We start from the raw sequence: 20,691 nt of genomic DNA, 5'->3' as shown, positions 1-20,691 counted from the left end.
GCGATAGGGTAAAAATCGGTTCGTACTGCGAATTAGGGATGGCGACGCCACTTGGTGATGGCACACCGTTAATCATAGGTGATGATTCTCTAATTCGATCCCATTCAGTTTTTTATGAGTCCTCCACATTTGGGGCTGGCTTGACTACTGGACATCGCGTGACCGTTAGAGAAAAAACAATCGCTGGTGTTGGTTTTCAGATCGGTACCTCAAGCGAAATCCAAGGGGATTGTTCTATTGGCGACTATGTTCGGTTTCAATCAAATATTTTTGTCGGAAAAAAAACTACCATTGGCAACTTTGTTTGGATACTACCTTATGTTGTCCTTACCAATGATCCGATCCCCCCAAGTAACGTATTGATAGGCTGCACGATAGAAGACTATGCAAGTATTGCTGCCGCATCCGTTGTGCTCCCAGGGGTAACAGTTGGACATCATTCCTTGGTAGCAGCACAAGCGTGTGTTACCAAGAATGTTCCCCCGCATATGGTTGTTGCGGGGGTTCCAGCACGTGTTATTGGCAAAGCAAGCTCTATCAAGCTACGTGATGGTTCGGGTAAGCCCGCCTACCCATGGACGCAACACTTTATACGCGGCTATCCGTCTTCAATAACGGAACATTGGGGATCAGATAATGGAGAACAACGATGAATCTAAACAAATGCCAAACCGTCGATCTGCCACGCATTAACGACCCGAGAGGCAACCTGACCTTTGTCGAAGCCAATCGCCACATACCATTCGATATTCGTCGTGTTTATTACCTCTATGACGTGCCCGGCGGTGCAGAGCGTGGCGGCCATGCTCACAAAGCATTGCATCAACTGATCATAGCGATGTCCGGTTCGTTTGATATTCATCTTGACGACGGGTATGCAAAAAAAACCATCCATATGAACCGCAGCTACTACGGTCTTTATGTTTGCCCAATGATCTGGCGGGAAATCGATAACTTCTCATCAGGCGCCGTCTGCATGGTGCTGGCCTCGGACTATTACGATGAGCTGGACTACTACCGCGAATACAATGAATTCATACGAGATGCACAAAAGGTATCCCCCTAATGCAAGTTCCATTTCTTGACCTTGGTCGACTGCACCAGTCGATTCGAGAACCGCTTGACGCCGCCTACCACCGAGTCATGGACTCAGGCTGGTTCATCATGGGCCCCGAGTTGGAGGCCTTCGAGGCCGAATTTGCTCAGTATTGCGAAGTGAAACACTGCATTGGTGTCGGCAATGGTTTGGAAGCGCTTCATCTGCTGTTGCGAGCTTATGGCATTGGCCCTGGCGACGAAGTGATCGTTCCCTCTAACACCTTCATCGCCACCTGGCTCGCGGTGTCTCAATGTGGCGCTACGCCGGTGCCGGTAGAACCAGACGTCAATACCCACAATATTGACCCAGCGCGCATTAGTGCAGCTATCACCAGCCGTACCCGGGCCATCATGCCCGTGCACCTTTACGGCCAGCCTGCCGACATGGACCCGATCAATGAAATCGCTGCCAAACATGGCCTTGTCGTTATCGAAGATGCTGCCCAGGCGCAAGGCGCTCGCTATAAAGGCCGTCGCACAGGTTCATTAGGCCACGCTGCAGCTACGAGCTTTTACCCCGGTAAAAATCTGGGCGCACTGGGTGACGGTGGTGCTGTGCTAACCAACGATGATGCGATTGCTGAAAAGGTCAAGCATCTACGCAACTATGGGTCAAAGGTAAAGTATCAGCATGACCTTGCTGGCTACAACAGCCGACTAGACGAAATGCAGGCGGCGTTTCTGCGGGTGAAATTGGCGGTGCTGGATGAATGGAACACGCGCCGCAGAGAAATCGCAATTCGGTATTCAGTACTGCTGGCGGGGGCAGACCTTGGCCTGCCTCTTGTACCTGAATACGCTGAACCTGTGTGGCATCTTTACGTCATTCGCAGCAAACAACGGGATGCGTTAAAGGCGCATTTGGAACAGCAAGGGGTGTCAACAGTCATTCACTACCCCATTCCACCGCACCGGCAAGGTTGTTATCAGAACTTTAGGAGGCATAACTTGCCTATTGCGGAAACGTTGGCGGGGGAGGTGTTGAGCTTGCCGATGTCGCCTGCAATAACTGCCCAGGAAGTCGAAAGAGTTGCTGACTTGGTTATGACGGTGTTTCCTTTGGAAACACATCAATGAAATTGCGCAAATATGAATCATTGTGCGTTGGTGTTATCTATTTTCTAATTTTGCTAGGCATCGCGCTATGGGTGCGTGATATTCCGAATCAACCAAATGTATTTGCTATAACGTTCCAGCAGCTCATTAAAACGAGCTTGATGGGCGATCCCGCAAGTTTTGCCACAGCTGCAATAGATATTGCTGAGAATGGCTGGATAAGTAGTGGTAATGATTGGATTTTTAATCTATGGCCCCCGGGATTCATTTTGCTTGAAGCGGCCATTCTGAAAATATTTGGTACTGATGTGCAGGGCATACTGGTCTTGCAGATATTGGCTGCATTGCTGTTTGCCGTTGTACTGACTCAGTTTTACACACTATTGAAAAGCACGATACATGCCAAGTTGGCTGCCAGTCTGCCGCTTCTGATTTTTGCATTTCCTGTTTCGCGTGTGTTCTTGCTTGAGCCAACCGGCATCACCTTGGGCGAGAGTTTTTCGGTTGGATTCTTCTTGCTTTTTTCATTGCTGGCCATTCGTTCGGTCATCGATAAAACGATCCGATATGCTGTTTATGCAGGCCTGTTTCTGGCGCTATCCGCTTACTTCCGTTCGCAGTTTGAAATCATACTGATGGGGCTGACGGGCTGGGGAATTCTACTTGCGGTACTTTCCCGGATAACTTGGCTACGGAGCTTTGTTGTACTTAGTTCATTTCGATATTCATTAAAAACGATAGCCATCACACTTTTGGTCGCACATGCAGTGATGCTTCCTTGGCGAGTCTATCATTGGGTAAATCAAGACCATCCGGCTTGGGTTTTCACATCTGCTGTGGTATTTGAAAACTCCATCATGTCCACTGAATATCTTGAAAGCATTGGAGGTGACTGGGTCGTTGCAGGAGGTGGCAATCTGGTCTGCAGAATCGATCCAAGTACTTGTGGTGGGAGAACTAGGGCCAAAGAATCATTTTTCAGGACATTTGCATCACACCCGGTAGAGTGGTACCACTTAAAATCAGAAGTGATAGGTAAGTACTGGTTTTCTTCGACTAAAAATTGGACTGCAATAAGTGCTCAGCCAACATTTATGGATGATATTGGGAACGCTCTTTTACTTCTCGCCGTGATTGCTACTGCCGCATTGTTGTTTACGCGCAAGGTACGGTTCCATGTTTCATGGCCGGTCTTGATTTGGCTCAATGCTTCATTATTGTCTGCGTACATGATAATTTTTACGTTTGCTCATTTTGAAGTTAGGTATTTTTACTTTCCAAAAATTGCTGGAATAACCATGTTGATCGTTGTTTCTGCTCACTACTTTACGTTTAAATCTGGATATAAACGATGAAAGCAGTCCTTCTCGCCGGCGGCCTGGGTACCCGGATCAGCGAAGATACCTATACACGTCCGAAGCCGATGATAGAAATCGGCGGCAAGCCGATGCTGTGGCACATCATGAAAATCTACTCGGCTCACGGCATCAATGAGTTCGTGATTTGTTGCGGCTACAAGGGTTACGTGATTAAGGAATATTTCGCCAACTACTTTCTGCACATGTCGGATGTGACCTTCGATATGAGCAAAAACAGCATGAAAGTGCACCAGCAAAATGCCGAGCCCTGGAAAGTGACCTTGGTGGATACTGGCGAAGACACCATGACCGGCGGCCGCTTGAAACGGGTAGCCGATTTCGTCAAGGATGAGGAACTTTTTTGCCTGACCTATGGCGATGGCGTGAGCGACGTCAACATCACCGAGCTACTTGCTTTCCACAAGGCGCAAAACGTCAAAGCCACATTGACTGCAACCATTCCTCCTGGCCGTTTCGGCGCGCTGGACTTGGTGGGCAACAAGGTCAACAGTTTCATGGAAAAGCCCAAGGGCGATGGGGCCATGATCAACGGTGGTTTCTTTGTGCTGTCGCCACAGGTCCTCGACTACATTACCGATGACCAGACGATCTGGGAGCGCGAACCTCTGGAGCGCTTGGCCAAAGAGGGTGACTTAGCGGCTTTTCCTCACCATGGCTTTTGGCAGCCGATGGATACCTTGCGCGACAAGGTGCATCTGGAGGAATTGTGGCAATCCGGCAAAGCGCCGTGGAAGGTGTGGTCTTGAATCCGGCATTCTGGAAGGGCAAGCGCGTCTTGCTGACCGGCCATACGGGCTTCAAAGGCAGTTGGCTGTCGCTCTGGCTGCAATCCATGGGGGCGCAAGTGGTGGGTTATGCGCTGGCACCGCCGACCCATCCCAGCCTGTTCGAAGTGGCTAACGTCGAGAAAGGCATGACCAGCATCATCGGTGACATCCGTGATTTAGCCCAATTGCAGGCCGTCTTTACCGAGCACAATCCTGAAATTGTCATTCACATGGCCGCGCAACCCTTGGTGCGTTATTCCTATCAAAACCCCGTCGAGACCTACGCCACCAATGTTATGGGCACGGTGCATGTGCTCGAAGCGGTGCGCAACACGCCAAGCGTCAAGGCGGTGGTTAATGTCACCACCGACAAGTGCTATGAAAACAAAGAATGGGTCTGGGGTTACCGTGAAGACGAGCCCATGGGCGGCCACGACCCCTACAGCAACAGCAAAGGCTGCGCCGAGCTGGTCACCAGCGCTTACCGCCGCTCCTTCTTACAAAACAAGGGCGTGGCCCTGGCATCCGCCCGCGCTGGCAATGTCATCGGCGGCGGTGACTGGGCGGCAGATCGTCTGATCCCGGATATTTTGCGGGCTTTTGAGGCCAACCAGCCCGCCATCATTCGCAACCCTTACGCTACCCGCCCCTGGCAGCATGTGCTGGAACCCCTTTCGGGATACCTGACCCTGGCTGAGCGTCTTTACACCGATGGCCCAGCGTTTGCCGAAGGCTGGAACTTTGGCCCAAAAGAGGACGATGCTCGCCCGGTGCAATGGATTGTTGAACACTTGGCCAGCCTTTGGAGAGGGGGTGCGGCTTGGCAGCAAGATGGTGATACCCATCCGCACGAAGCCAACTACCTTAAACTGGATATATCCAAAGTGCGCGCCAGGCTTGGCTGGGAGCCGCTTTGGAATCTTACTTACAGTTTGGGTAAAGTGGTCGAGTGGCACAAGGCGTTTAATGCCAAGCAAGACATGCGTACTATCACGCTAGAACAAATTTCCATTTACAGTAAAGGAGCACACCAATGAGTAGCGTACTTCGTCAGACATTACGCGCCGATGCCAATCACACCATCCATGTGGTATTGCCGCAAGACATGGGTGATCAGGTTGAAGTCATCGTTTTTCCGGTACGCCCACCGGCAGGCCAAATATTGAACGCCGATGAAGCATTTATGGTGGCTGCCTATTCAGCGGTTACTGAAAACGATCCGGAAGAGGATGCCTTATGGGGAAAATATGTCCGCAGCTAATCTGTGCCAACCAGGAACAATCCACGTTTACAAAGTCCCTTTTGTTGATGCCCAGGGAGCCAAGCCGCGTCCTGTATTGATTACCTCCGGACCCAACAGCAAGGGCGACGTGATGGGCATCCCGGGTAGTTCAAAAATCGAGCAATGGGATGAACAGGATCAGATCGTGATCAACCCGGATGATCTGCAGAAAGGGCAACTCGACAAACCGACCGTATTCCCTGTCAGTAAACAGATGGTTTTTTCTCCACGTTTTTTTTGCGGGGAGATTGGCACGATTAGCGCCAAAGCCCTGGAAAAAACCCAGCGCATGATCGTGGCCTATCAGGTTGGCCAGTTTTATACATCGGTCAATCAGCCAAAGGTTTTCATTCCGGGCAGCACCCCAGTCCCGCCTTCCGGTAAGGTCATCGGTGCCGAAGAGCTCAAGAACATGGTTGAAGCGTCGCTTGACGGTTGGCTCACCACGGGCCGCTTCAACACCGAGTTCGAGCAAAAGCTCGCCGCCTTCATCGGCGTCAAGTATTTGATCACGGTTAACTCCGGCTCATCGGCTAATCTGGTCGCATTCAGCACACTCACTTCCCCTAAGCTGGGCGAGCGGGCCATCAAGCCGGGCGATGAAGTCATCGGCGTAGCGGCGGGCTTTCCTACTACCGTCAACCCCATCCTGCAGTTTGGCGCGGTGCCGGTGTTTGTGGATGTGGATCGCCTCACCCACAACATCGACGCCAGCAAGATTGAAGCCGCCATTAGCCCGAAAACCAAAGCCATCATGCTGGCGCACAGCTTGGGCAACCCGTTCAACCTGGATGTCGTCACCGCCCTGTGCAAAAAACACAATCTATGGCTGATAGAAGACTGTTGCGACGCACTGGGCAGCACTTATCGCGGCCAGATGGTGGGCACGTTTGGCGACATTGCCACCTTGAGCTTTTATCCGGCGCACCACATCACCATGGGCGAGGGCGGTGCTGTATTCACTAATAATCCCAAGCTTAAATTGATTGCAGAAAGCTTTAGGGACTGGGGTCGTGACTGCTATTGCCCACCCGGCAAAGACAACACCTGTGGCAAACGGTTTGGCTGGAAACTGGGCGGTCTGCCCGAAGGTTACGACCACAAATACACCTACAGCCACCTGGGCTACAACCTCAAAATCACCGACATGCAAGCCGCCTGTGGTTTGGCGCAACTGGACAAGGCGCCACAGTTTATCCAGGCCCGCAAAGACAACTTTGCCTTCCTGAAAGCACGTCTGAAGGACTGCGAAGAATTTATCAGCCTGCCTGAGGCAACCGAGCACACCGACCCCTCGTGGTTCGGCTTTCCGATTACCTTGAAAGAAAATTGCCCAGTCACTCGGCTGGAACTGCTGACCTACCTGGATCAGAACAAAATCGGCACTCGCTTGCTGTTTGCCGGCAATCTGACGCGCCAGCCTTACATGGTCGGGCGCAACTATCGCGTCAGTGGCGAGCTGACCAACACTGATAACGTGATGAACAACACCTTCTGGATTGGCGTACAACCCTCGCTGACGAGAGAGATGCTGGAGTTTTCGGCGAGCAAGATCGAGAATTATCTTGGCGTGAATTTCTGAGTGGTGCGTGCGATGAGTTCCCAGACCCAATCCTTTGATGCCAAAGCGCTTCGCGAAACGGTGTTGGACATGGCCTATGCCGGTTCCACCGTTCATATCGGGTGCGCGTTCTCAATCATAGAATTGCTGGCGGTGTTGTACCGCAAACACTTGCGCTATCCAGGAAATGATCCACATGCTACAGGACGTGACTACTTGGTACTCAGCAAAGGACATGGGGTCATGGCACAGTATGCGTGCATGCGGGAGTTAGGTTGGCTTAAAGATGAGGCGTTCTCGGCTTATTTTGCGGATGGCAGCGAGCTGAAGGGCCTATCTGATTCGCGCATTCCCGGCTTGGAAGTGACTTCCGGCTCCCTGGGTCACGGCTTCTCGGTCGGCGTTGGCTTAGCGATGGGTGCCAAGTTACGCGGTACCGATCAGAAAACTTTTGCTCTAGTGGGTGATGGCGAAGTCAATGAAGGCCCCATCTGGGAGGGCGCCCTTTTCGCAGCACATCATGAGCTCAAGAATTTCATGGTGATCGTGGATGAGAACGGTTTTCAGGCTATGGGACGCACACAAGAAGTGCTCAAGCTCGGTTCCATACAAGCCAAATTTGAAAGCTTTGGTTTTGAAGCGATCACCATTGATGGTCATGATGAGGTGGCCATTGACTGCGCCATCATGCAGCTCTGGGCAAGTAATTCAGCATCTCCGAAAGCCCTTATCGCCAAAACCGTTAAAGGCAAGGGCGTGCCCTTCATGGAAAATAATAATATCTGGCACTATACGCGGCTTGATCCCGTAACTTACGCACGAGCATTGTCCGCAGTGGACGGGCGCGCGCCATGAGAGCCGCCTTTTCTGAGGCGCTAGTTCGCTTGGCAAAGGCCGACCTCAATGTGCTGCTGTTGACAGGCGATCACGGCTACGCCTTGTTTGATGACTTCCGCAAAGAATGTCCCGCGCAATACCTCAATGCGGGTATTGCTGAACAAAACATGGTGGGGATGGCGGCAGGCTTGGCGCGTGCTGGCTTCAGACCATTCGTTTATGGCTTAAGTGCTTTCATCCCTGTACGCGTGGTCGAGCAGATAAAACTTGATGTCGCTCATGACAAGCTACCCGTGGTTTTAGTTGGTGATGGTGCCGGATTTGTCTATAGCCACCTTGGTACTAGCCACCAATCGACGGAAGACATTGCCTGCACCCGAGCAATTCCCAATTTATCGGTCTATTCACCAGCAGATCGTTTTGAACTAACCGCCTGCATGGACATGGCCTACCAATCGAGGGCACCAGTCTATTTGCGCATGGGCAAATCCGACCGTGGGGATGTGCATGCAGCTGTGCCCCGTGTGAGGGCTGGTAGTTTGCTGGAGGCGAAGCCGGGAAAAACTGGCGATATCGCCTTCATTGCTACCGGATCTCTCGTACGCACGGCCATAGATATTGCAGCAGAGTCTTACTCCGATGCTGCTGTTTGGAGTGCCCCTTTCATCAAACCGATGGATAGCGAACAAGTGACTGCTATCTGTGCGCAGAGTCGGATCGTTGTTGTCCTTGAAGAGCACTCCGTGTTGGGTGGTCTTGGTTCTGTCATTACTGAGATCGCATCGGAGTTTGCGCCGGTACGCATATTGAGAGTTGGCGTGCGTGACCGTTTCTCGCATTATTGCGGCACTTATGAGTATTTGCTGAAAGAGCACGGCTTGGATCGCCCAGCAATTGAGCAGCAAATTCGTGGCTTCCTCACCGCGAACTAAGCCATGCGCATAGCCATCCTCGGCGCTACCAGCCAGATCGCCAAAGACCTGGTGTTATCGTTCTCCGCGCAAAGCAGCCATGAGCTGGTGCTTTACGCCCGTCGTCCAGAGGTCATGGAGCAGTGGCTGGAACGCGTGGGCTTGTCGGATCGATATGAGTTTGAAGACTTCGCAGCCTTCAGCGCTGACGAGCATTTTGACGTTATTCTTAACTTTGTCGGTGTAGGCAATCCGGCTCAGGCGGCGGTGATGGGCGCGTCGATTTTTGATGTGACGCTGCGGTACGATGAGATGGCGCTGGACTATGTGCGGCAGCATCCCGGTTGTCGCTACATTTTTTTGAGCAGCGGTGCCGCCTACGGCGCAAGTTTTGACGCGCCAGTGGATGAAAACACCAAGGCGGTGGTTGCAATCAATAACCTTCAGCCGCAAGACTGGTACGCCGTTGCCAAACTGCATGCCGAATGCCGCCACCGCTCGCTGCCGCACCTGCCGATTATTGATATTCGGGTGTTTAACTATTTCAGCCACACACAGGATATTGCAGCGCGTTTTTTGATGACGGATATTCTTCGTGCAATTCGTGACAAGGCCGTGTTGAAGACCTCACCCGACGACATCGTGCGTGACTACCTGCATCCATCAGATTTCCATCAATTGGTCAGTGCGCTGATCTCCGCGCCTGCTGCGAATGCGGTTGTCGATTGTTATAGCCGCGCACCGATTGATAAAAAAAACTTGCTGGCAGCCATGCAGGAACAGTTTGGCTTGCAGTATGAAATTACGCAAGCCAGCGTCGGCGTGAATGCCACAGGTAACAAACCGCATTACTACTCACGCAATACCCAAGCTGCGGATTTCGGATATCAGCCCACGTTGACTTCTTTGGAGGGGATTGTGAAAGAGATGCAAATGATTTTGCAAGGGGCGGCTAGAGCCTCTGGTCGGGGATGAAGTATCGATTCTTCCACAGGAGATTCTTTGATCCGAAAATCATCAAGTTTCTAAGCGCTGGCGTTCTAAATACGGTCTTCGGGTACTCTGTTTATGCTGTCTTGCTCTTTATTAAAGTACCCTATCTCGTTGCGCTGTTCGTGGCGACCGTTGCTGGGGTTGTTTTTAATTATTTTAGTTTCGGCCGCATGGTTTTTCATGGCCATGGCGGCTGGTTTGTTTTCGGAAAATTTGTTGTCGCCTACGCATTAATCTATGGCGCCAATGCTGTTTTGCTCAGAACCTTGACGAGAGATTTTCTTTTGAGTCCCTATGTGGGGCAGCTGATATGTATCCCGCTAAGCATTCTTCTCAGCTGGGTATTGATGAATTACTGGGTTTACAAAAAGGATTGATGATTTGATGTCGGAAAAAAAACTGATAAGTATCGTAACCCCTTGTTATAACGAGGAGGAAAATATCGATGAGTTGTATCAGCGCATTGTCGCAGTCATGGCGACATTGCCCTATGACTACGAGCACATCTGCATCGACAATGCATCAACCGACGGAACGGTCAGGAAAATCAAGGAAATCGCTGCCAACGATAAGCGCGTCAAGCTGATCGTCAATGCACGTAATTTCGGGCATATCAAATCACCGTACTACGGTATTCTTCAGTCACGCGGCGATGCCTGCATTTTGATCGCATCCGATTTGCAGGACCCACCGGAAATGATTACTGACTTCATCCATAAATGGGAGCAGGGTTATAAGACAGTGCTGGCTGTGAAGCCAGAAAGTGAAGAATCCTCAATCATGTTCGCGTTGAGGAAGGCCTACTACCGCTTCATCACCCGCATTTCCGAAGTGCCATTGGTGCAGAATGCGACTGGCGCTGGTTTGTTTGACCGGGTGATTGTTGACATCCTGCGCAATATTGACGATTCCTACCCTTATTTCCGCGGGCTGTTGTGTGAGATAGGCTTCCCCATTGCAACCGTGCCCTTCAAGCAGCCGCGCAGGCAGCGGGGTATTACCAAGAATAATTTTTACACGCTTTACGACATTGCAATGCTGGGCATCACGAATCACTCAAAAGTGCCATTGCGGCTTATGGCGATGGGCGGTTTTTTGCTTTCTATTCTCAGCTTGTTAGCCGCATTTGGCTTTCTAGTTGCCAAGCTGGTATTTTGGGATTATTTCCAACTGGGGATATCGCCCATTCTGATTGGCATCTTCTTTTTTGGAGCGGTACAGATGTTTTTTATTGGGCTGCTGGGTGAATATATCGCCTCAATACATACGCAGGTTAGAAATATGCCGTTAGTTATTGAGGCTGAGCGGGTTAACTTTAACTGAAAGTTTTTGGGTGTCGTGTGGTCATTGTTTTTTCAAAGGCATCAATGGGGCTTTTAGGTGGAGAAGTTCTGCTCATTGTTTGGCTTATTCGCGTACGAGCTATTTCAAGTCCGCCAAGTCTCGTTATGATCTTGATCGGGCTCTTGGATTTGTTGAGGCGAACGGTGCAAGCTTGATTGCTCACTAAAACCAGCCAATTGTGCCGTCTCGCCAGCGCCGACTTTTTGGCGATGTCGTTGGTAATTACAGAGGAGATTGAGTTCGTGCTTAGTGTGATTGTGACTTGCGCTGAAGAAAGATTATCGTGAAAGAAAAAATTAAAGTACTGGTAATTGGAGCTCCCCGTAGTGGCACGACCTTGTTGGCTGGGCTGCTATCAGTCGATAAACAAGCTTCACCGATGCTGCCAGAATGCACTTACATCACGCAAATTATTCAACACTTCCATAACTTATTGCACTATTCCGACCCTCAGCGCTTCGCTGCTTATGCGATTGACAAACCAACGCTTGTTGGAATGTATCGTGGGATGGTGGATTCGATGCTAAAGACGGTGCAATCACATTTTAATGAAATTGATTATCGCTATTTGATTCTGAAAGATCCTGAACTTACTCAATTAATAGAGTTGATTCCATGCTTTTTTGGTGAGGACAGTAAAACGGTTTGCGTGGTTCGAGATCCGCGTGCTGTGATTGCCTCCATGCTGGAAGTCGAGAGCAAAAAGAAAAAAGACCTTTGGTCAGGTTGGATTAAAACACCAAGCTGGGTCACAGCAAGTGAACTCGTTAACCAAATGTTTCATACGAGAAAGCTTATTGCAGATTTTTTTCTGTATTACTGGAGAGTGCAAGAGTCTCAACTCTATAAACGCGGAGCGGTGCACATCGTTCGTTATGAAAAAATCGTGTCACGCGATGAAGACGAATTTAAAAGGTTGGAGGAATATTTAGGGTTTACAGTAAGTCGTGAGGGTTTTGGTAAGGTGCATTTTGATTTTGATCGAACCGATCCGACATACTCTGCGGGTTATGGACGAGGGATTCAGACGCCAAGTTCTGATTTCAGAAAAAACCTAACACATCGGCAAATTAAGAAAATTGAAGAAGTATTTTCGGGATTGAATGTAGTTTACGGGTGGTGGAAATGATTCAACTGGTGATTTGAAGATGTGCCTAGCATCAGTCATGCGGGAATTTGTTGAATGAACTTTACAAGCTACGATTCCCTACGCGCGTTAAGTAATGCTGTTTTACTTTTAATTGATAAAGGTGACATCGATCAAGCGCTTCAGTTAATCCATGATTTTGTTGAGCGTATTTTTACTGAGCCTTTATGCACCTCACAGATTTTTGGTTCTAAAACGCTGGATGATCTGTGCCAGCGCGTTGGAAAAGCCAATCTTGCAGAAGTTAAGCGAGAAATTGCAGATGTGATGCCCAGTCAGCAGGGTCTGCCGGTCTTTGTTTATATCGTCACCAAGCTGCAAAAATCAGGGGGTCACACCCGTGTCATTGAAGACTTTATCAAGGCACGGTCGGATGCACAGCATGTCATCTTATCGACAGAGTTGGGTGGAAGATCAGACAGTGATTATCTGGCGAAAGGGTTGACCAAGCAGGCTAACATTGTCTTTGAGCAAGCGCCTAAGGCAAATTACCAGCAGCGGCTGACGTGGCTACAGGGGCGTCTGTTGAAAATCCAGCCGAAGCGGATTTATCTGTTCAATCACCATCAGGATAGCGTTGCTGTTGCTGCGATTCAGCCGGAAATGGGTCTTGATGCTTACTTCTACCATCATGGCGATCATCACCTGTGTCTTGGTGTTTATTTGTCTCATCTCAAGCATATCGACCCACATCCGATGGGCTATCACCATTGTCGTGATGAACTGGGTGTCGAGAGCATTTATGTTCCGCTGACGGTTGAGGATAAGGGTGCGCGCCCGGATAATCCGTTTCTGGCAGATCGACTGTTAACTACTTGCACAGCAGCGCGCTCCAACAAAATCGAAATTCCTTATTTTGTTAGTTACCTCGACTTGGTGCCACAGATTCTGAAAGCAACCGGTGGCAAACATATCCATATAGGCCGTCTCACGCCTTGGGCGCTTTATAGGATTCGCAGAGGACTGAAGCGGCACGGCATCCAACCGCAGCGGTTTGTTTATATACCTTGGGTTCCCAGTGTTTGGAGGGCATTGCAAGAGCACCAGGTAGATTTGTATATCGCGTCTTTCCCCTACGGTGGAGGGGTCACATTGATTGAGGCATTAGGGGCGGGTATTCCCGTTGCTTTGCACAGGCATATTTTTTCCAGAGTTTTAAGCGGCATCGATCTCGCCTATCCGGATGCCTTTAGTTGGCGCGAGCCTGAGGAATTATTGAATTACTGTGCGTCGGTAACTGCCGATGATCTAAAAGTGGCGGGCAAGGCTGGGCGTGCGCAGTTTGAGCAGTTTCACTCGAGTGAGCATCTTGATTGCTTTCTCAATGACACTGATTACAGCAGCCCCACACCTCATGTTTTATCTGCCAATTTTTCGGTAGAAGCGGATGAATGGGGGCTATGGATGGAACGCCAACTGAGCTTGCGCCGCCTGATTTCAAGAGCTGCATATCGTGCTTACCGGCGGTTCAGGAGGCTTTTGTAATGAGTGAGCGTCGAACGGTGGGTGATGGGATGTGATGTGTTGTGTTGAAAATCCCAAAACTACACTCGTTGCAAGTTGACTTGTGATGCCACCCGCTGCTTAGCGAAAAGTCGGCGCTGGTAAGACGGCGTTATGGCTCTGGGGGGGCGAGCACACAACGCACTATAAAGCCTCTATACAGCAGGGCGTTTGTGAAGGATATGCCCGGCATCTTGTTCTGGCTGCTATTGCCGCTGCATGTGCTGTTGAATGTGGTGACTGTTATTCATTTTTCTCTTCGCGGCCAAGGCAAATTGATTCTGCGCGCCAAGCGCGATGCGATTAAAGGGCTGCCCAACATGTGGCGCAAGCGGCGGGAGATTCAAGCGAAACGCAAAGCGAGGGTTGCTGATATTTGGCGGGTGCTGGATAAGCGTTTGCTTTCGATAAGAAGAAAAACATGAGTCACACGATTTCCACCATCATTGTCAATTAGGGGGCGCTTGACGAAACGGAAATTAAAGTACGTTAAGCTGAAATGTGTCTGGTTAGGCTGATAGAACCGGCTGGCAAACTGTCAGGAAATTGAAAAATCGAGTCTATTCTGACGTGTTTCTTGGCCTTGCCTGACGCCAAGCATGGGTATACTCCATCCTGACAGCCTGGTTTGCGCGACGCGCAAGCCTCATCACCTCATCACCTCATCACACGGCAAACACTACAGCAACGCGACCGGACGAAGCCGCACGGCGAGCCGGGCCGACGACGATTTGCACGTTTCGACCAAGCCGCACCAGACAATCAAGCATCTTCGCTTCACTGATACCGCGAAACTGACCGCGCAGCATTTTGGATAGCTTCGGCTGTGGAATGCCTAGAACATCGGCGGCTTGCTGCTGGCTCCACTTCCTGCCTTTGATGATTTCGCCAATTTTGGTTGCAAGCTGTGCTTTGACGATCATTTCGTCGGCGTCGGCCATGCCTAGATCGGCGTAGACGTTGCCGCTGCTTTCTTCGATTTCAATCATTTCCGTTCTCCTTTGGAGTGCGCTTCCGCCGCCTTCAATCGTTCCCGAATTACATCCATGTCCGGCTTGGGAGTTGCAATCCCATGCGTCGATTTCTTCTGAAAGCAATGCAGGACATAAACCGCGTCGCTGAATTTGACTGTGTAGACGGCGCGAAACGTGCCACCACCAGAGTCTTCAACTACTTCAAGAATGCCCGCTGATCCGAAGCCCTTGAGCGGTTTCGTCTGTTCGTGCTTCTTCCCGATCTGCGCTTGATGCAGTGCATAGCCGAAGGTGGATTGCACCTCGGCGGGCATGGCTTTCAAGTCCTTCTTGGTCGATGCGATCCAAAGTAGCTTTTTCGGGAGTTGTTCCAACTTTGGATTATACCCATATGAGTCTAAAAATACAAACGGTTCTATGGGGTGCGAATCGTAAGAATTTTGGCTTGGTCAAAAACCGGGGTCTGTTCCCGGTTTTCGGTTTTCCTCACTCAGTCCCAAACGCAGCGAATCGATCAGGTCTCGCTCACGAGGATCCAGGTTCTGCACGTCTACATGGCGCCAGTTGCGCTCGTAGATGCTCAGTGCTTCCACAGGCGTCAATTCATCGATGCCATGCACTTGCCAAGCAAGTTGCTTGAGTTGCGGGTAGTCAGCCAGACGGATACGCGCCGGGATCTAGCCCTTTCGGTTCTCATTGGGTGCATCAGCAGCTAAGCCAGTTGGCTTGATGATGCCGAAGTCCATGCCTTGAGCCTCCATGGCGTTGAGGTATGCACCCATGGTGACCGAGGGTTCGTCGCTCTCTATCCGGTACAAAGTCACGCGCGACACGCCTGCCGCCTCCGCTGCTGCGGTAGCGCTGATGCGCAGCGCCTTGCGATGCGCACGAATCTGCTTGCCCAGTGCGATGAGCTTGTCGGCGGCCGTGCTTGCGTTGATAGGCGTACGTGCTGGCACAGTGTTTCCTATTTTATGCAAAATGGTCTAAATATAAAGAATGAGATACGAAATTTAAAAAGTTAAACCGGAGTTAAACCGGGAATAGACCGGTTTAACTCCGGAAATTAGCGGCAGTTAAAAGTAGTGGTCAAAAACCGGGGTCTGTCCCCGGTTTTCCGCGAGCTAGTAGCAGAAGTTTTACCCTTTTCGAACATGGACTCAGGATTAAGATGATCTGGCGTGGGGCGGTTTTATTAGTCGACTTTTTTATACCATTAAGTAATAAAGTCGCGACTTTATTGCATTTATTGTACACTTAGTCCATGAAGCGCTACCTCGACGAATGGGTATTGAAAGATTTAACCACCAAGATGGTGGTGTTGACTGGCCCACGGCAGGTGGGAAAAACGACCCTTGCGCGTCAGTGGATGCAGTTATTCCGGAATGCTCAATACCTCAACTGGGATGTGTTGCCGGATCGGAGGGTGTTGCAGCGCCAGTCATGGAATCCACGCGCTAAGCTACTCGTCATGGATGAGATTCACAAGATGCACGATTGGAAGGGCTGGTTGAAGGGGGTGGTGGACGGGCGTTCGCCCGAGCAGGCACTGTTGGTGACGGGTAGTGCGCGCATGGAAACATTTCGGCAAGGGGGCGATTCACTGGCGGGTCGTTATTTTGCTTTCCGCTTGCATCCGTTTTCGGTGCGCGAGTGGTGTGAACAGCAGCATGTGGCGCCCGCCGATGCTTTGGATCATTTGCTGGAAAGAGGTGGCTTCCCCGAACCGTGCCTGGCGAGTGACTCAGTGCAGGCGGATCGCTGGCGTGCACAGTATTTCAACGATCTGATTCGTGAAGATGTGCTGGAGTTTTCACGCCTGCACGAGATCAATACGATGCGTCTGTTTGTGGAGTTGTTGCGCGAACGTGTGGGGTCACCCCTTTCGTTGGCCTCCATGGCGCGCGATCTGGCGGTTGCACCCGCGACATTGAAGCGCTATCTGGATATTCTGCAGGCATTGTTTATTGTTTTTACCGTTCAGCCCTGGCATCACAATATTGCCCGCGCTATTTTGCAAAGCCCTAAAGTGTATTTTTTTGATACGGGATTGGTTCGAGGTGATCAGGGCGTACGCCTGGAAAATGCGGTAGCGGGAATGCTGCAAAAGCATGTACATTTTTTACAGGATAGCGCGGGAAGAGCGGCTGGTCTGCATTACATTCGCACCAAGGATGGTACGGAAGTCGATTTCGCGCTCAGCGAGGAAGGAGCGCTGACGCAAATGATTGAGTGCAAGTTGGGCGACAATAAGCCGCATCGTGGCCTGTTACGATTTGCTGAACAGTTTTCTGATACGCAGGCTGTGCAGATAGTTTACGGATTACGTCAAGAAGAGTTGCGCAATGGAATCAGAATTACGGATGCCGCTAATTGGCTTATGGGTTTGTCTGCTTGATGTAAAACCGGGGACAGACCCCGGTTTTGCTTTGTTTTAACCGGTTAACAATGCCTTGAGGTCTTTGAGCATCAAGAACAAGTGGTAGGGATCGGTCGGACTTGGCGTGAACTCCCAAGACGCGTACGATTGCCGCGCAGCATCATCCTTGGCATGGACCAGCAAGCAACGTACGCCTGCGATATCGGCGGCTTGCACTGTACGCAGCAATGCGTCTTTGAGCAATGCCTTGCCAAGTCCTTTACCCTGGTGATCACGATCAACAGCGAGTCGAGCCAGAATCATCACAGGCACCGGATGACGGGCCAAGCTCTTCGCGACCCGTACCGGCGCATCTTCCAGATCGACGCTGCCAACCACCAGACTGTAGAACCCCACCACGCCACCGCCATCGCAGCAGACGTAAGTTTGCGCACTGTTGGCTTTCTGGTTGACGAAGGCGTAACGCTGCAGGAACTGGTTCAGTCCCGGTTGCCCACAGTCAAACTGCTCGACGTGATCCGCAACCGAGAGTTTGCGGATCGGCTCATACGCTGTGCTCAACCAAGCACACCAGGTTCACCGAGCAGCTTCTTCAGGCGGGGCTTAGCCTGAACAGGGCGGTTCAGCGCCTCCTGAAACGCTTGCCACTGATCGTCGTTGAGTACAAACTGGCGACGGTCAGCGAGCGCTTGGTTGGCTGCTGTCACGCCCGCGTCAAGCAAAAACTCGCTGACATTCTTGTGGCAGGCACGCGCAGCTTCTTGCAGCAGTTGCTTGACAGAGCTGCTGGCACGGACATCAATCCGTTCGCTTTTTGATGAGTTCAAGGTGCTCATGGCGACCTCCAGATTCTGACAATGCGCCATAATAACGTCCGGATGATGTCCTGACAAGCTAAATTTTAAAACCGGGGACAGACCCCGGTTTTGATAAGCGATTCCGCTTAAACCGGGGTCTGTTTCGCTGTTTAGGATAGATTATCTCAGGGCGATTGTTGTGTTAATTATCCTTGTAAAAGATGGAATTATTATCCATAATTGCGTACATGATTGAAAGATTACTTTCCCCGCTGCTTTCTGATGCAATTGCCCATTCTCCTGCGGTTGCGTTATTCGGGCCGCGTCAGGTGGGCAAAACAACGCTGGCTTTGGCTGTTGGTCAGCGCTATCAGGCGCTGTATCTTGATCTTGAATCTGAACAAGACCTTGCCAAGCTGGCGCAACCGGCGTTATATCTTGCGGATCATCAAGATAAGCTGATCATTCTGGACGAGGTTCATCGTGCGCCGGGGCTTTTTCCGGTCCTGCGCGGGTTGATTGATCAGGCGCGCAGGACAGGAAAAAAAGCCGGGCAATATCTGCTGCTGGGTTCGGCTTCGCTTGATCTGCTTAAGCAATCAGGCGAAACGTTGGCGGGGCGTATTGCGTATCTGGAGCTTTCACCCTTCAACATTCTGGAAACGAAGCGAATCCCTGCCGACGATTTGTGGGTTCGCGGTGGTTTTCCGGAAAGTTTGCTTGCACCTACGGCGGCGCTGAGCTTACGCTGGCGGCAGGATTTTATTCGCACGTATCTGGAGCGCGATATTCCGCAATTTGGCCCGCGCATTGCAGCGGAGACTTTGCGGCGCTTCTGGGGCATGCTGGCGCATCATCAGGGCGGGGTGTTGAATACGGCTCAGTTTGCACGCAATTTGGGCGTGGATGTGAAAACCGCAGGGAGTTATCTGGCTCTGTTGGTCGATTTGATGTTGGTCCGCCGTTTGTTGCCCTGGCACGCAAACCTCGGCAAGCGGTTGGTTAAATCACCCAAGGTGTATGTGCGCGACAGCGGCCTTGTGCATGCGCTGCTGAGTATTGCGGATAAAGAAACACTGCTCGCCCACCCGGTGGTTGGGCAGAGTTGGGAGTGTTTTGTGATTGAAAATCTGTTGGCGTGTGCTGCCGATAAAGCGCAGGCCTACTTTTATCGCACCAGCGGCGGTGCGGAAATAGATTTATTGCTGTCATGGCCTGATGGGCGTCTTTGGGCAATCGAGATCAAGCGCAGTTTGAGCCCCAAGGTAGAGCGGGGTTTTCATGCGGCTTGCGCTGATTTGGCGCCGGTTAAAAAGTTTGTGGTGTACCCGGGTGTCGAGCGTTATCGCTTAGCTGCAGATATTGAGGCTGTTTCGCTTTATGATTTGGCGAATGAGCTGTTTTTTGCATGATGAGTTGAACGTGCTGGAATATATTGATAAGGTAAACAATGTTCTTCCCCCTAGGTTTACTTGCTAGGCATTGCCCCGCATCATCGTGCGTCGTGTAGCTATATCCGCTATCCGCCGCTTTACAAAAAGTCGGCGCTGGCGACACGGCGTGCGTTGTTACAAGACGGTCGAGTAAAAAATGCTCAGCTTTGCAGATCTGGGCTTTGTATTTTCTTTGGTTAGATTCCGCTTCGCGGGCAGGTGTCCTCGTCGTGGCGGATGGTGAGATGGTGTTGAAAGCTATGCATCTTGGGTTTTTGTTGCATAGTGGACATGGTGTTCGGATGTAAATCAACTGTTGCATGGTTGATTTACGACTATTAAACCCATGATCCGTTCCCGGGTTTTTTCGGTTTTTCTGGTTTTACGGTTTTAATGGGGGTGACTGAGTTGCGTTTCACGGGATATGCACCCGCATTGACAACTATTGTTAATCGTTCTACGATTCATTCATGAGCCGCAATACACTGAGCTTTGCCCTGCCCGAATCCCTCCGCGCTTACATCGATGTTCGCGTGGCTTCTGGTCATTACGGCAACACCAGCGAATACATCCGTGACTTGATCCGCAAGGATCAGGCCGAAGAAGCCAAAAATCGACTGTGCGCGTTGATTGAGGAAGGATTGAGGTCCGGCCAACCTCGGCCGTTCACACAGGCGGATGAAAGCGAACTGCTCGCTATTGCGCGCGGCGAGATTGATTGAAGCCAGTACGTCTGAGGCCGCAAGCCTTGGCCGACCTACAGGAAGAAGTGCGCTATTACCGCAGGCAGGCTAGCACTGCTACCGCAGAAGGCATGGTCGCGGCCAGCAGAAAGGTGCTTGACCAGATCGAGCGCAATCCCGGCATCGGTTCGTCGCGCATCGGCGAATCGCTGAGCATTCCCAAACTGAAAAACTGGCGGTTCACGGGTTTCCCGCTAGTGTGGTTCTATTTCGAGCGCGACGATTTTGTCGACGTGGCGAGGCTGCTCGGCGAGCGACAGGACATTCTGTCCATCCTTAAGTAGATAACACAAAATTGAAAAATCGAAAAATCGGGGTCTGTCCCTGGTTCGGTTAACCCTACGCAAACACTCTTCGCTAATTCACTGATATGGAAGTGTTATTCTTGGGAAACCTCGGGGTCAGACCCCGGTTACCCTATTCCAGCTAAACGCAAGGCTACGATGGCTGAAATCTGGCGGATGCTGGATAAGCGGTTGTGGCCAG

The 20,691-nt window shown here is 50.9% G+C and carries 26 protein-coding genes; 20 read left to right on the top strand and 6 right to left on the bottom strand.

Translation table 11 applies throughout. The features are described from left to right. The first annotated feature begins 158 nt into the window (after positions 1-158). The 16 genes from PG1C_RS09165 to PG1C_RS09090 all read left to right on the top strand — a co-directional run bounded on the left by PG1C_RS09165 (position 159) and on the right by PG1C_RS09090 (position 14,303). The gene (locus tag PG1C_RS09165) at positions 159-653 is read left to right on the top strand and encodes an acyltransferase (RefSeq protein WP_237218131.1); all 495 of its coding nucleotides are present in this window, start codon (positions 159-161) and stop codon (positions 651-653) included. Continuing rightward, positions 650-1,066: a sugar 3,4-ketoisomerase gene (locus tag PG1C_RS09160; RefSeq protein ID WP_202634499.1), complete on the top strand. Its 417-nt coding sequence runs from the start codon at positions 650-652 to the stop codon at positions 1,064-1,066. The genes PG1C_RS09165 and PG1C_RS09160 overlap by 4 nt, the downstream gene beginning before the upstream one ends. After that, a complete protein-coding gene (locus PG1C_RS09155) occupies positions 1,066-2,175 on the top strand; it encodes a DegT/DnrJ/EryC1/StrS family aminotransferase (protein ID WP_202634498.1) in 1,110 nt (369 codons plus the stop codon). The genes PG1C_RS09160 and PG1C_RS09155 overlap by 1 nt, the downstream gene beginning before the upstream one ends. After that, entirely contained in the window at positions 2,172-3,509 is a 1,338-nt protein-coding gene (locus PG1C_RS09150; RefSeq protein ID WP_202634497.1) for a hypothetical protein, read from the top strand. Before PG1C_RS09155 ends, PG1C_RS09150 begins: the two co-directional genes overlap by 4 nt. Next, positions 3,506-4,279 carry a glucose-1-phosphate cytidylyltransferase gene (rfbF, locus tag PG1C_RS09145; protein WP_202634496.1) on the top strand — a complete coding sequence of 258 codons (774 nt, stop codon included), beginning with the start codon at positions 3,506-3,508 and terminating at the stop codon, positions 4,277-4,279. Before PG1C_RS09150 ends, rfbF begins: the two co-directional genes overlap by 4 nt. Continuing rightward, complete coding sequence (gene rfbG / locus PG1C_RS09140; protein WP_237218130.1) at positions 4,240-5,337, top strand: CDP-glucose 4,6-dehydratase; 1,098 nt, start codon at positions 4,240-4,242, stop codon at positions 5,335-5,337. The genes rfbF and rfbG overlap by 40 nt, the downstream gene beginning before the upstream one ends. Further along, the gene (locus PG1C_RS09135; protein WP_202634495.1) at positions 5,334-5,561 is read left to right on the top strand and encodes a hypothetical protein; all 228 of its coding nucleotides are present in this window, start codon (positions 5,334-5,336) and stop codon (positions 5,559-5,561) included. Before rfbG ends, PG1C_RS09135 begins: the two co-directional genes overlap by 4 nt. Further along, positions 5,548-7,164, top strand: a complete 1,617-nt coding sequence (gene rfbH / locus PG1C_RS09130) for a lipopolysaccharide biosynthesis protein RfbH (protein WP_237218129.1) — start codon at positions 5,548-5,550, stop codon at positions 7,162-7,164. Before PG1C_RS09135 ends, rfbH begins: the two co-directional genes overlap by 14 nt. Positions 7,165-7,176: 12 nt before the next feature. Further along, the gene (locus PG1C_RS09125) at positions 7,177-7,998 is read left to right on the top strand and encodes a transketolase (protein ID WP_284431817.1); all 822 of its coding nucleotides are present in this window, start codon (positions 7,177-7,179) and stop codon (positions 7,996-7,998) included. Next, a complete protein-coding gene (locus tag PG1C_RS09120; RefSeq protein ID WP_202634493.1) occupies positions 7,995-8,912 on the top strand; it encodes a transketolase family protein in 918 nt (305 codons plus the stop codon). The genes PG1C_RS09125 and PG1C_RS09120 overlap by 4 nt, the downstream gene beginning before the upstream one ends. A gap of 3 nt (positions 8,913-8,915) precedes the next feature. Continuing rightward, complete coding sequence (locus PG1C_RS09115; RefSeq protein WP_202634492.1) at positions 8,916-9,866, top strand: NAD-dependent epimerase/dehydratase family protein; 951 nt, start codon at positions 8,916-8,918, stop codon at positions 9,864-9,866. Beyond that, positions 9,863-10,261: a GtrA family protein gene (locus tag PG1C_RS09110; RefSeq protein WP_202634491.1), complete on the top strand. Its 399-nt coding sequence runs from the start codon at positions 9,863-9,865 to the stop codon at positions 10,259-10,261. The genes PG1C_RS09115 and PG1C_RS09110 overlap by 4 nt, the downstream gene beginning before the upstream one ends. Positions 10,262-10,268: 7 nt before the next feature. Next, positions 10,269-11,207, top strand: a complete 939-nt coding sequence (locus PG1C_RS09105; protein ID WP_202634490.1) for a glycosyltransferase family 2 protein — start codon at positions 10,269-10,271, stop codon at positions 11,205-11,207. Positions 11,208-11,511: 304 nt separating this feature from the next. Further along, a complete protein-coding gene (locus PG1C_RS09100) occupies positions 11,512-12,357 on the top strand; it encodes a sulfotransferase family protein (RefSeq protein ID WP_202634489.1) in 846 nt (281 codons plus the stop codon). 54 nt (positions 12,358-12,411) lie between these two features. Beyond that, positions 12,412-13,860 (top strand): hypothetical protein, encoded by a 1,449-nt coding sequence (locus PG1C_RS09095; protein ID WP_202634488.1) that lies wholly within the window; start codon positions 12,412-12,414, stop codon positions 13,858-13,860. Between the two features lie 191 nt (positions 13,861-14,051). Further along, positions 14,052-14,303 carry a hypothetical protein gene (locus tag PG1C_RS09090; RefSeq protein WP_202634487.1) on the top strand — a complete coding sequence of 84 codons (252 nt, stop codon included), beginning with the start codon at positions 14,052-14,054 and terminating at the stop codon, positions 14,301-14,303. Positions 14,304-14,543: 240 nt separating this feature from the next. Here PG1C_RS09090 and PG1C_RS09085 read toward each other — a convergent pair whose 3' ends face one another. From PG1C_RS09085 to PG1C_RS09070, 4 genes are all read right to left on the bottom strand, one after another. After that, positions 14,544-14,867 carry a helix-turn-helix domain-containing protein gene (locus PG1C_RS09085; RefSeq protein WP_202634486.1) on the bottom strand — a complete coding sequence of 108 codons (324 nt, stop codon included), beginning with the start codon at positions 14,865-14,867 and terminating at the stop codon, positions 14,544-14,546. Next, the gene (locus PG1C_RS09080; protein ID WP_237218128.1) at positions 14,864-15,226 is read right to left on the bottom strand and encodes a type II toxin-antitoxin system RelE/ParE family toxin; all 363 of its coding nucleotides are present in this window, start codon (positions 15,224-15,226) and stop codon (positions 14,864-14,866) included. Before PG1C_RS09080 ends, PG1C_RS09085 begins: the two co-directional genes overlap by 4 nt. 75 nt (positions 15,227-15,301) lie before the next feature. Next, complete coding sequence (locus tag PG1C_RS09075; RefSeq protein ID WP_202634485.1) at positions 15,302-15,472, bottom strand: hypothetical protein; 171 nt, start codon at positions 15,470-15,472, stop codon at positions 15,302-15,304. Between the two features lie 57 nt (positions 15,473-15,529). After that, a complete protein-coding gene (locus tag PG1C_RS09070) occupies positions 15,530-15,811 on the bottom strand; it encodes a helix-turn-helix domain-containing protein (protein WP_202634484.1) in 282 nt (93 codons plus the stop codon). Positions 15,812-16,116: 305 nt separating this feature from the next. On the opposite strand from PG1C_RS09070, the gene PG1C_RS09065 reads away from it, so the two are divergent. Continuing rightward, positions 16,117-17,250, top strand: a complete 1,134-nt coding sequence (locus PG1C_RS09065) for an ATP-binding protein (protein WP_202634483.1) — start codon at positions 16,117-16,119, stop codon at positions 17,248-17,250. 36 nt (positions 17,251-17,286) lie between these two features. On the opposite strand, the gene PG1C_RS09060 is transcribed toward PG1C_RS09065, so the two are convergent. Further along, entirely contained in the window at positions 17,287-17,793 is a 507-nt protein-coding gene (locus tag PG1C_RS09060; RefSeq protein ID WP_202634482.1) for a GNAT family N-acetyltransferase, read from the bottom strand. Beyond that, entirely contained in the window at positions 17,790-18,068 is a 279-nt protein-coding gene (locus tag PG1C_RS09055) for a type II toxin-antitoxin system TacA family antitoxin (RefSeq protein WP_202634481.1), read from the bottom strand. Before PG1C_RS09055 ends, PG1C_RS09060 begins: the two co-directional genes overlap by 4 nt. 209 nt (positions 18,069-18,277) lie before the next feature. Here PG1C_RS09055 and PG1C_RS09050 point away from each other — a divergent pair, with 209 nt between their 5' ends. The 3 genes from PG1C_RS09050 (at position 18,278) to PG1C_RS09040 (ending at position 20,489) form a co-directional block, all read left to right on the top strand. Next, the gene (locus PG1C_RS09050; RefSeq protein ID WP_202634480.1) at positions 18,278-19,441 is read left to right on the top strand and encodes an ATP-binding protein; all 1,164 of its coding nucleotides are present in this window, start codon (positions 18,278-18,280) and stop codon (positions 19,439-19,441) included. 491 nt (positions 19,442-19,932) lie between these two features. Further along, positions 19,933-20,184, top strand: coding sequence for a type II toxin-antitoxin system ParD family antitoxin (locus PG1C_RS09045; RefSeq protein ID WP_202634479.1), 252 nt, complete (start codon positions 19,933-19,935; stop codon positions 20,182-20,184). Then, positions 20,181-20,489, top strand: coding sequence for a type II toxin-antitoxin system RelE/ParE family toxin (locus PG1C_RS09040; protein WP_202634478.1), 309 nt, complete (start codon positions 20,181-20,183; stop codon positions 20,487-20,489). Before PG1C_RS09045 ends, PG1C_RS09040 begins: the two co-directional genes overlap by 4 nt. The last annotated feature ends 202 nt before the right edge of the window (positions 20,490-20,691 follow it).

Source organism: Rugosibacter aromaticivorans, from assembly GCF_000934545.1.
Classification (GTDB): domain Bacteria; phylum Pseudomonadota; class Gammaproteobacteria; order Burkholderiales; family Rhodocyclaceae; genus Rugosibacter; species Rugosibacter aromaticivorans.
The sequence above is the reverse complement of the archived record's forward strand: the minus strand, read 5'-3'. Positions and strand labels throughout refer to the sequence as shown.

Excerpts from the sequence above, each read along its gene's own strand:
- PG1C_RS09160 (WP_202634499.1), top strand. The coding sequence starts at position 650 with ATGAATCTAAACAAATGCCAAACCGTCGATCTGCCACGCATTAACGAC.
- PG1C_RS09155 (WP_202634498.1), top strand. The coding sequence starts at position 1,066 with ATGCAAGTTCCATTTCTTGACCTTGGTCGACTGCACCAGTCGATTCGA.
- PG1C_RS09150 (WP_202634497.1), top strand. The coding sequence starts at position 2,172 with ATGAAATTGCGCAAATATGAATCATTGTGCGTTGGTGTTATCTATTTT.
- rfbF (WP_202634496.1), top strand. The coding sequence starts at position 3,506 with ATGAAAGCAGTCCTTCTCGCCGGCGGCCTGGGTACCCGGATCAGCGAA.
- PG1C_RS09135 (WP_202634495.1), top strand. The coding sequence starts at position 5,334 with ATGAGTAGCGTACTTCGTCAGACATTACGCGCCGATGCCAATCACACC.
- rfbH (WP_237218129.1), top strand. The coding sequence starts at position 5,548 with ATGTCCGCAGCTAATCTGTGCCAACCAGGAACAATCCACGTTTACAAA.
- PG1C_RS09125 (WP_284431817.1), top strand. The coding sequence starts at position 7,177 with ATGAGTTCCCAGACCCAATCCTTTGATGCCAAAGCGCTTCGCGAAACG.
- PG1C_RS09120 (WP_202634493.1), top strand. The coding sequence starts at position 7,995 with ATGAGAGCCGCCTTTTCTGAGGCGCTAGTTCGCTTGGCAAAGGCCGAC.
- PG1C_RS09115 (WP_202634492.1), top strand. The coding sequence starts at position 8,916 with ATGCGCATAGCCATCCTCGGCGCTACCAGCCAGATCGCCAAAGACCTG.
- PG1C_RS09110 (WP_202634491.1), top strand. The coding sequence starts at position 9,863 with ATGAAGTATCGATTCTTCCACAGGAGATTCTTTGATCCGAAAATCATC.
- PG1C_RS09105 (WP_202634490.1), top strand. The coding sequence starts at position 10,269 with ATGTCGGAAAAAAAACTGATAAGTATCGTAACCCCTTGTTATAACGAG.
- PG1C_RS09095 (WP_202634488.1), top strand. The coding sequence starts at position 12,412 with ATGAACTTTACAAGCTACGATTCCCTACGCGCGTTAAGTAATGCTGTT.
- PG1C_RS09085 (WP_202634486.1), bottom strand. The coding sequence starts at position 14,867 with ATGATTGAAATCGAAGAAAGCAGCGGCAACGTCTACGCCGATCTAGGC.
- PG1C_RS09065 (WP_202634483.1), top strand. The coding sequence starts at position 16,117 with ATGAAGCGCTACCTCGACGAATGGGTATTGAAAGATTTAACCACCAAG.
- PG1C_RS09055 (WP_202634481.1), bottom strand. The coding sequence starts at position 18,068 with ATGAGCACCTTGAACTCATCAAAAAGCGAACGGATTGATGTCCGTGCC.
- PG1C_RS09050 (WP_202634480.1), top strand. The coding sequence starts at position 18,278 with ATGATTGAAAGATTACTTTCCCCGCTGCTTTCTGATGCAATTGCCCAT.
- PG1C_RS09045 (WP_202634479.1), top strand. The coding sequence starts at position 19,933 with ATGAGCCGCAATACACTGAGCTTTGCCCTGCCCGAATCCCTCCGCGCT.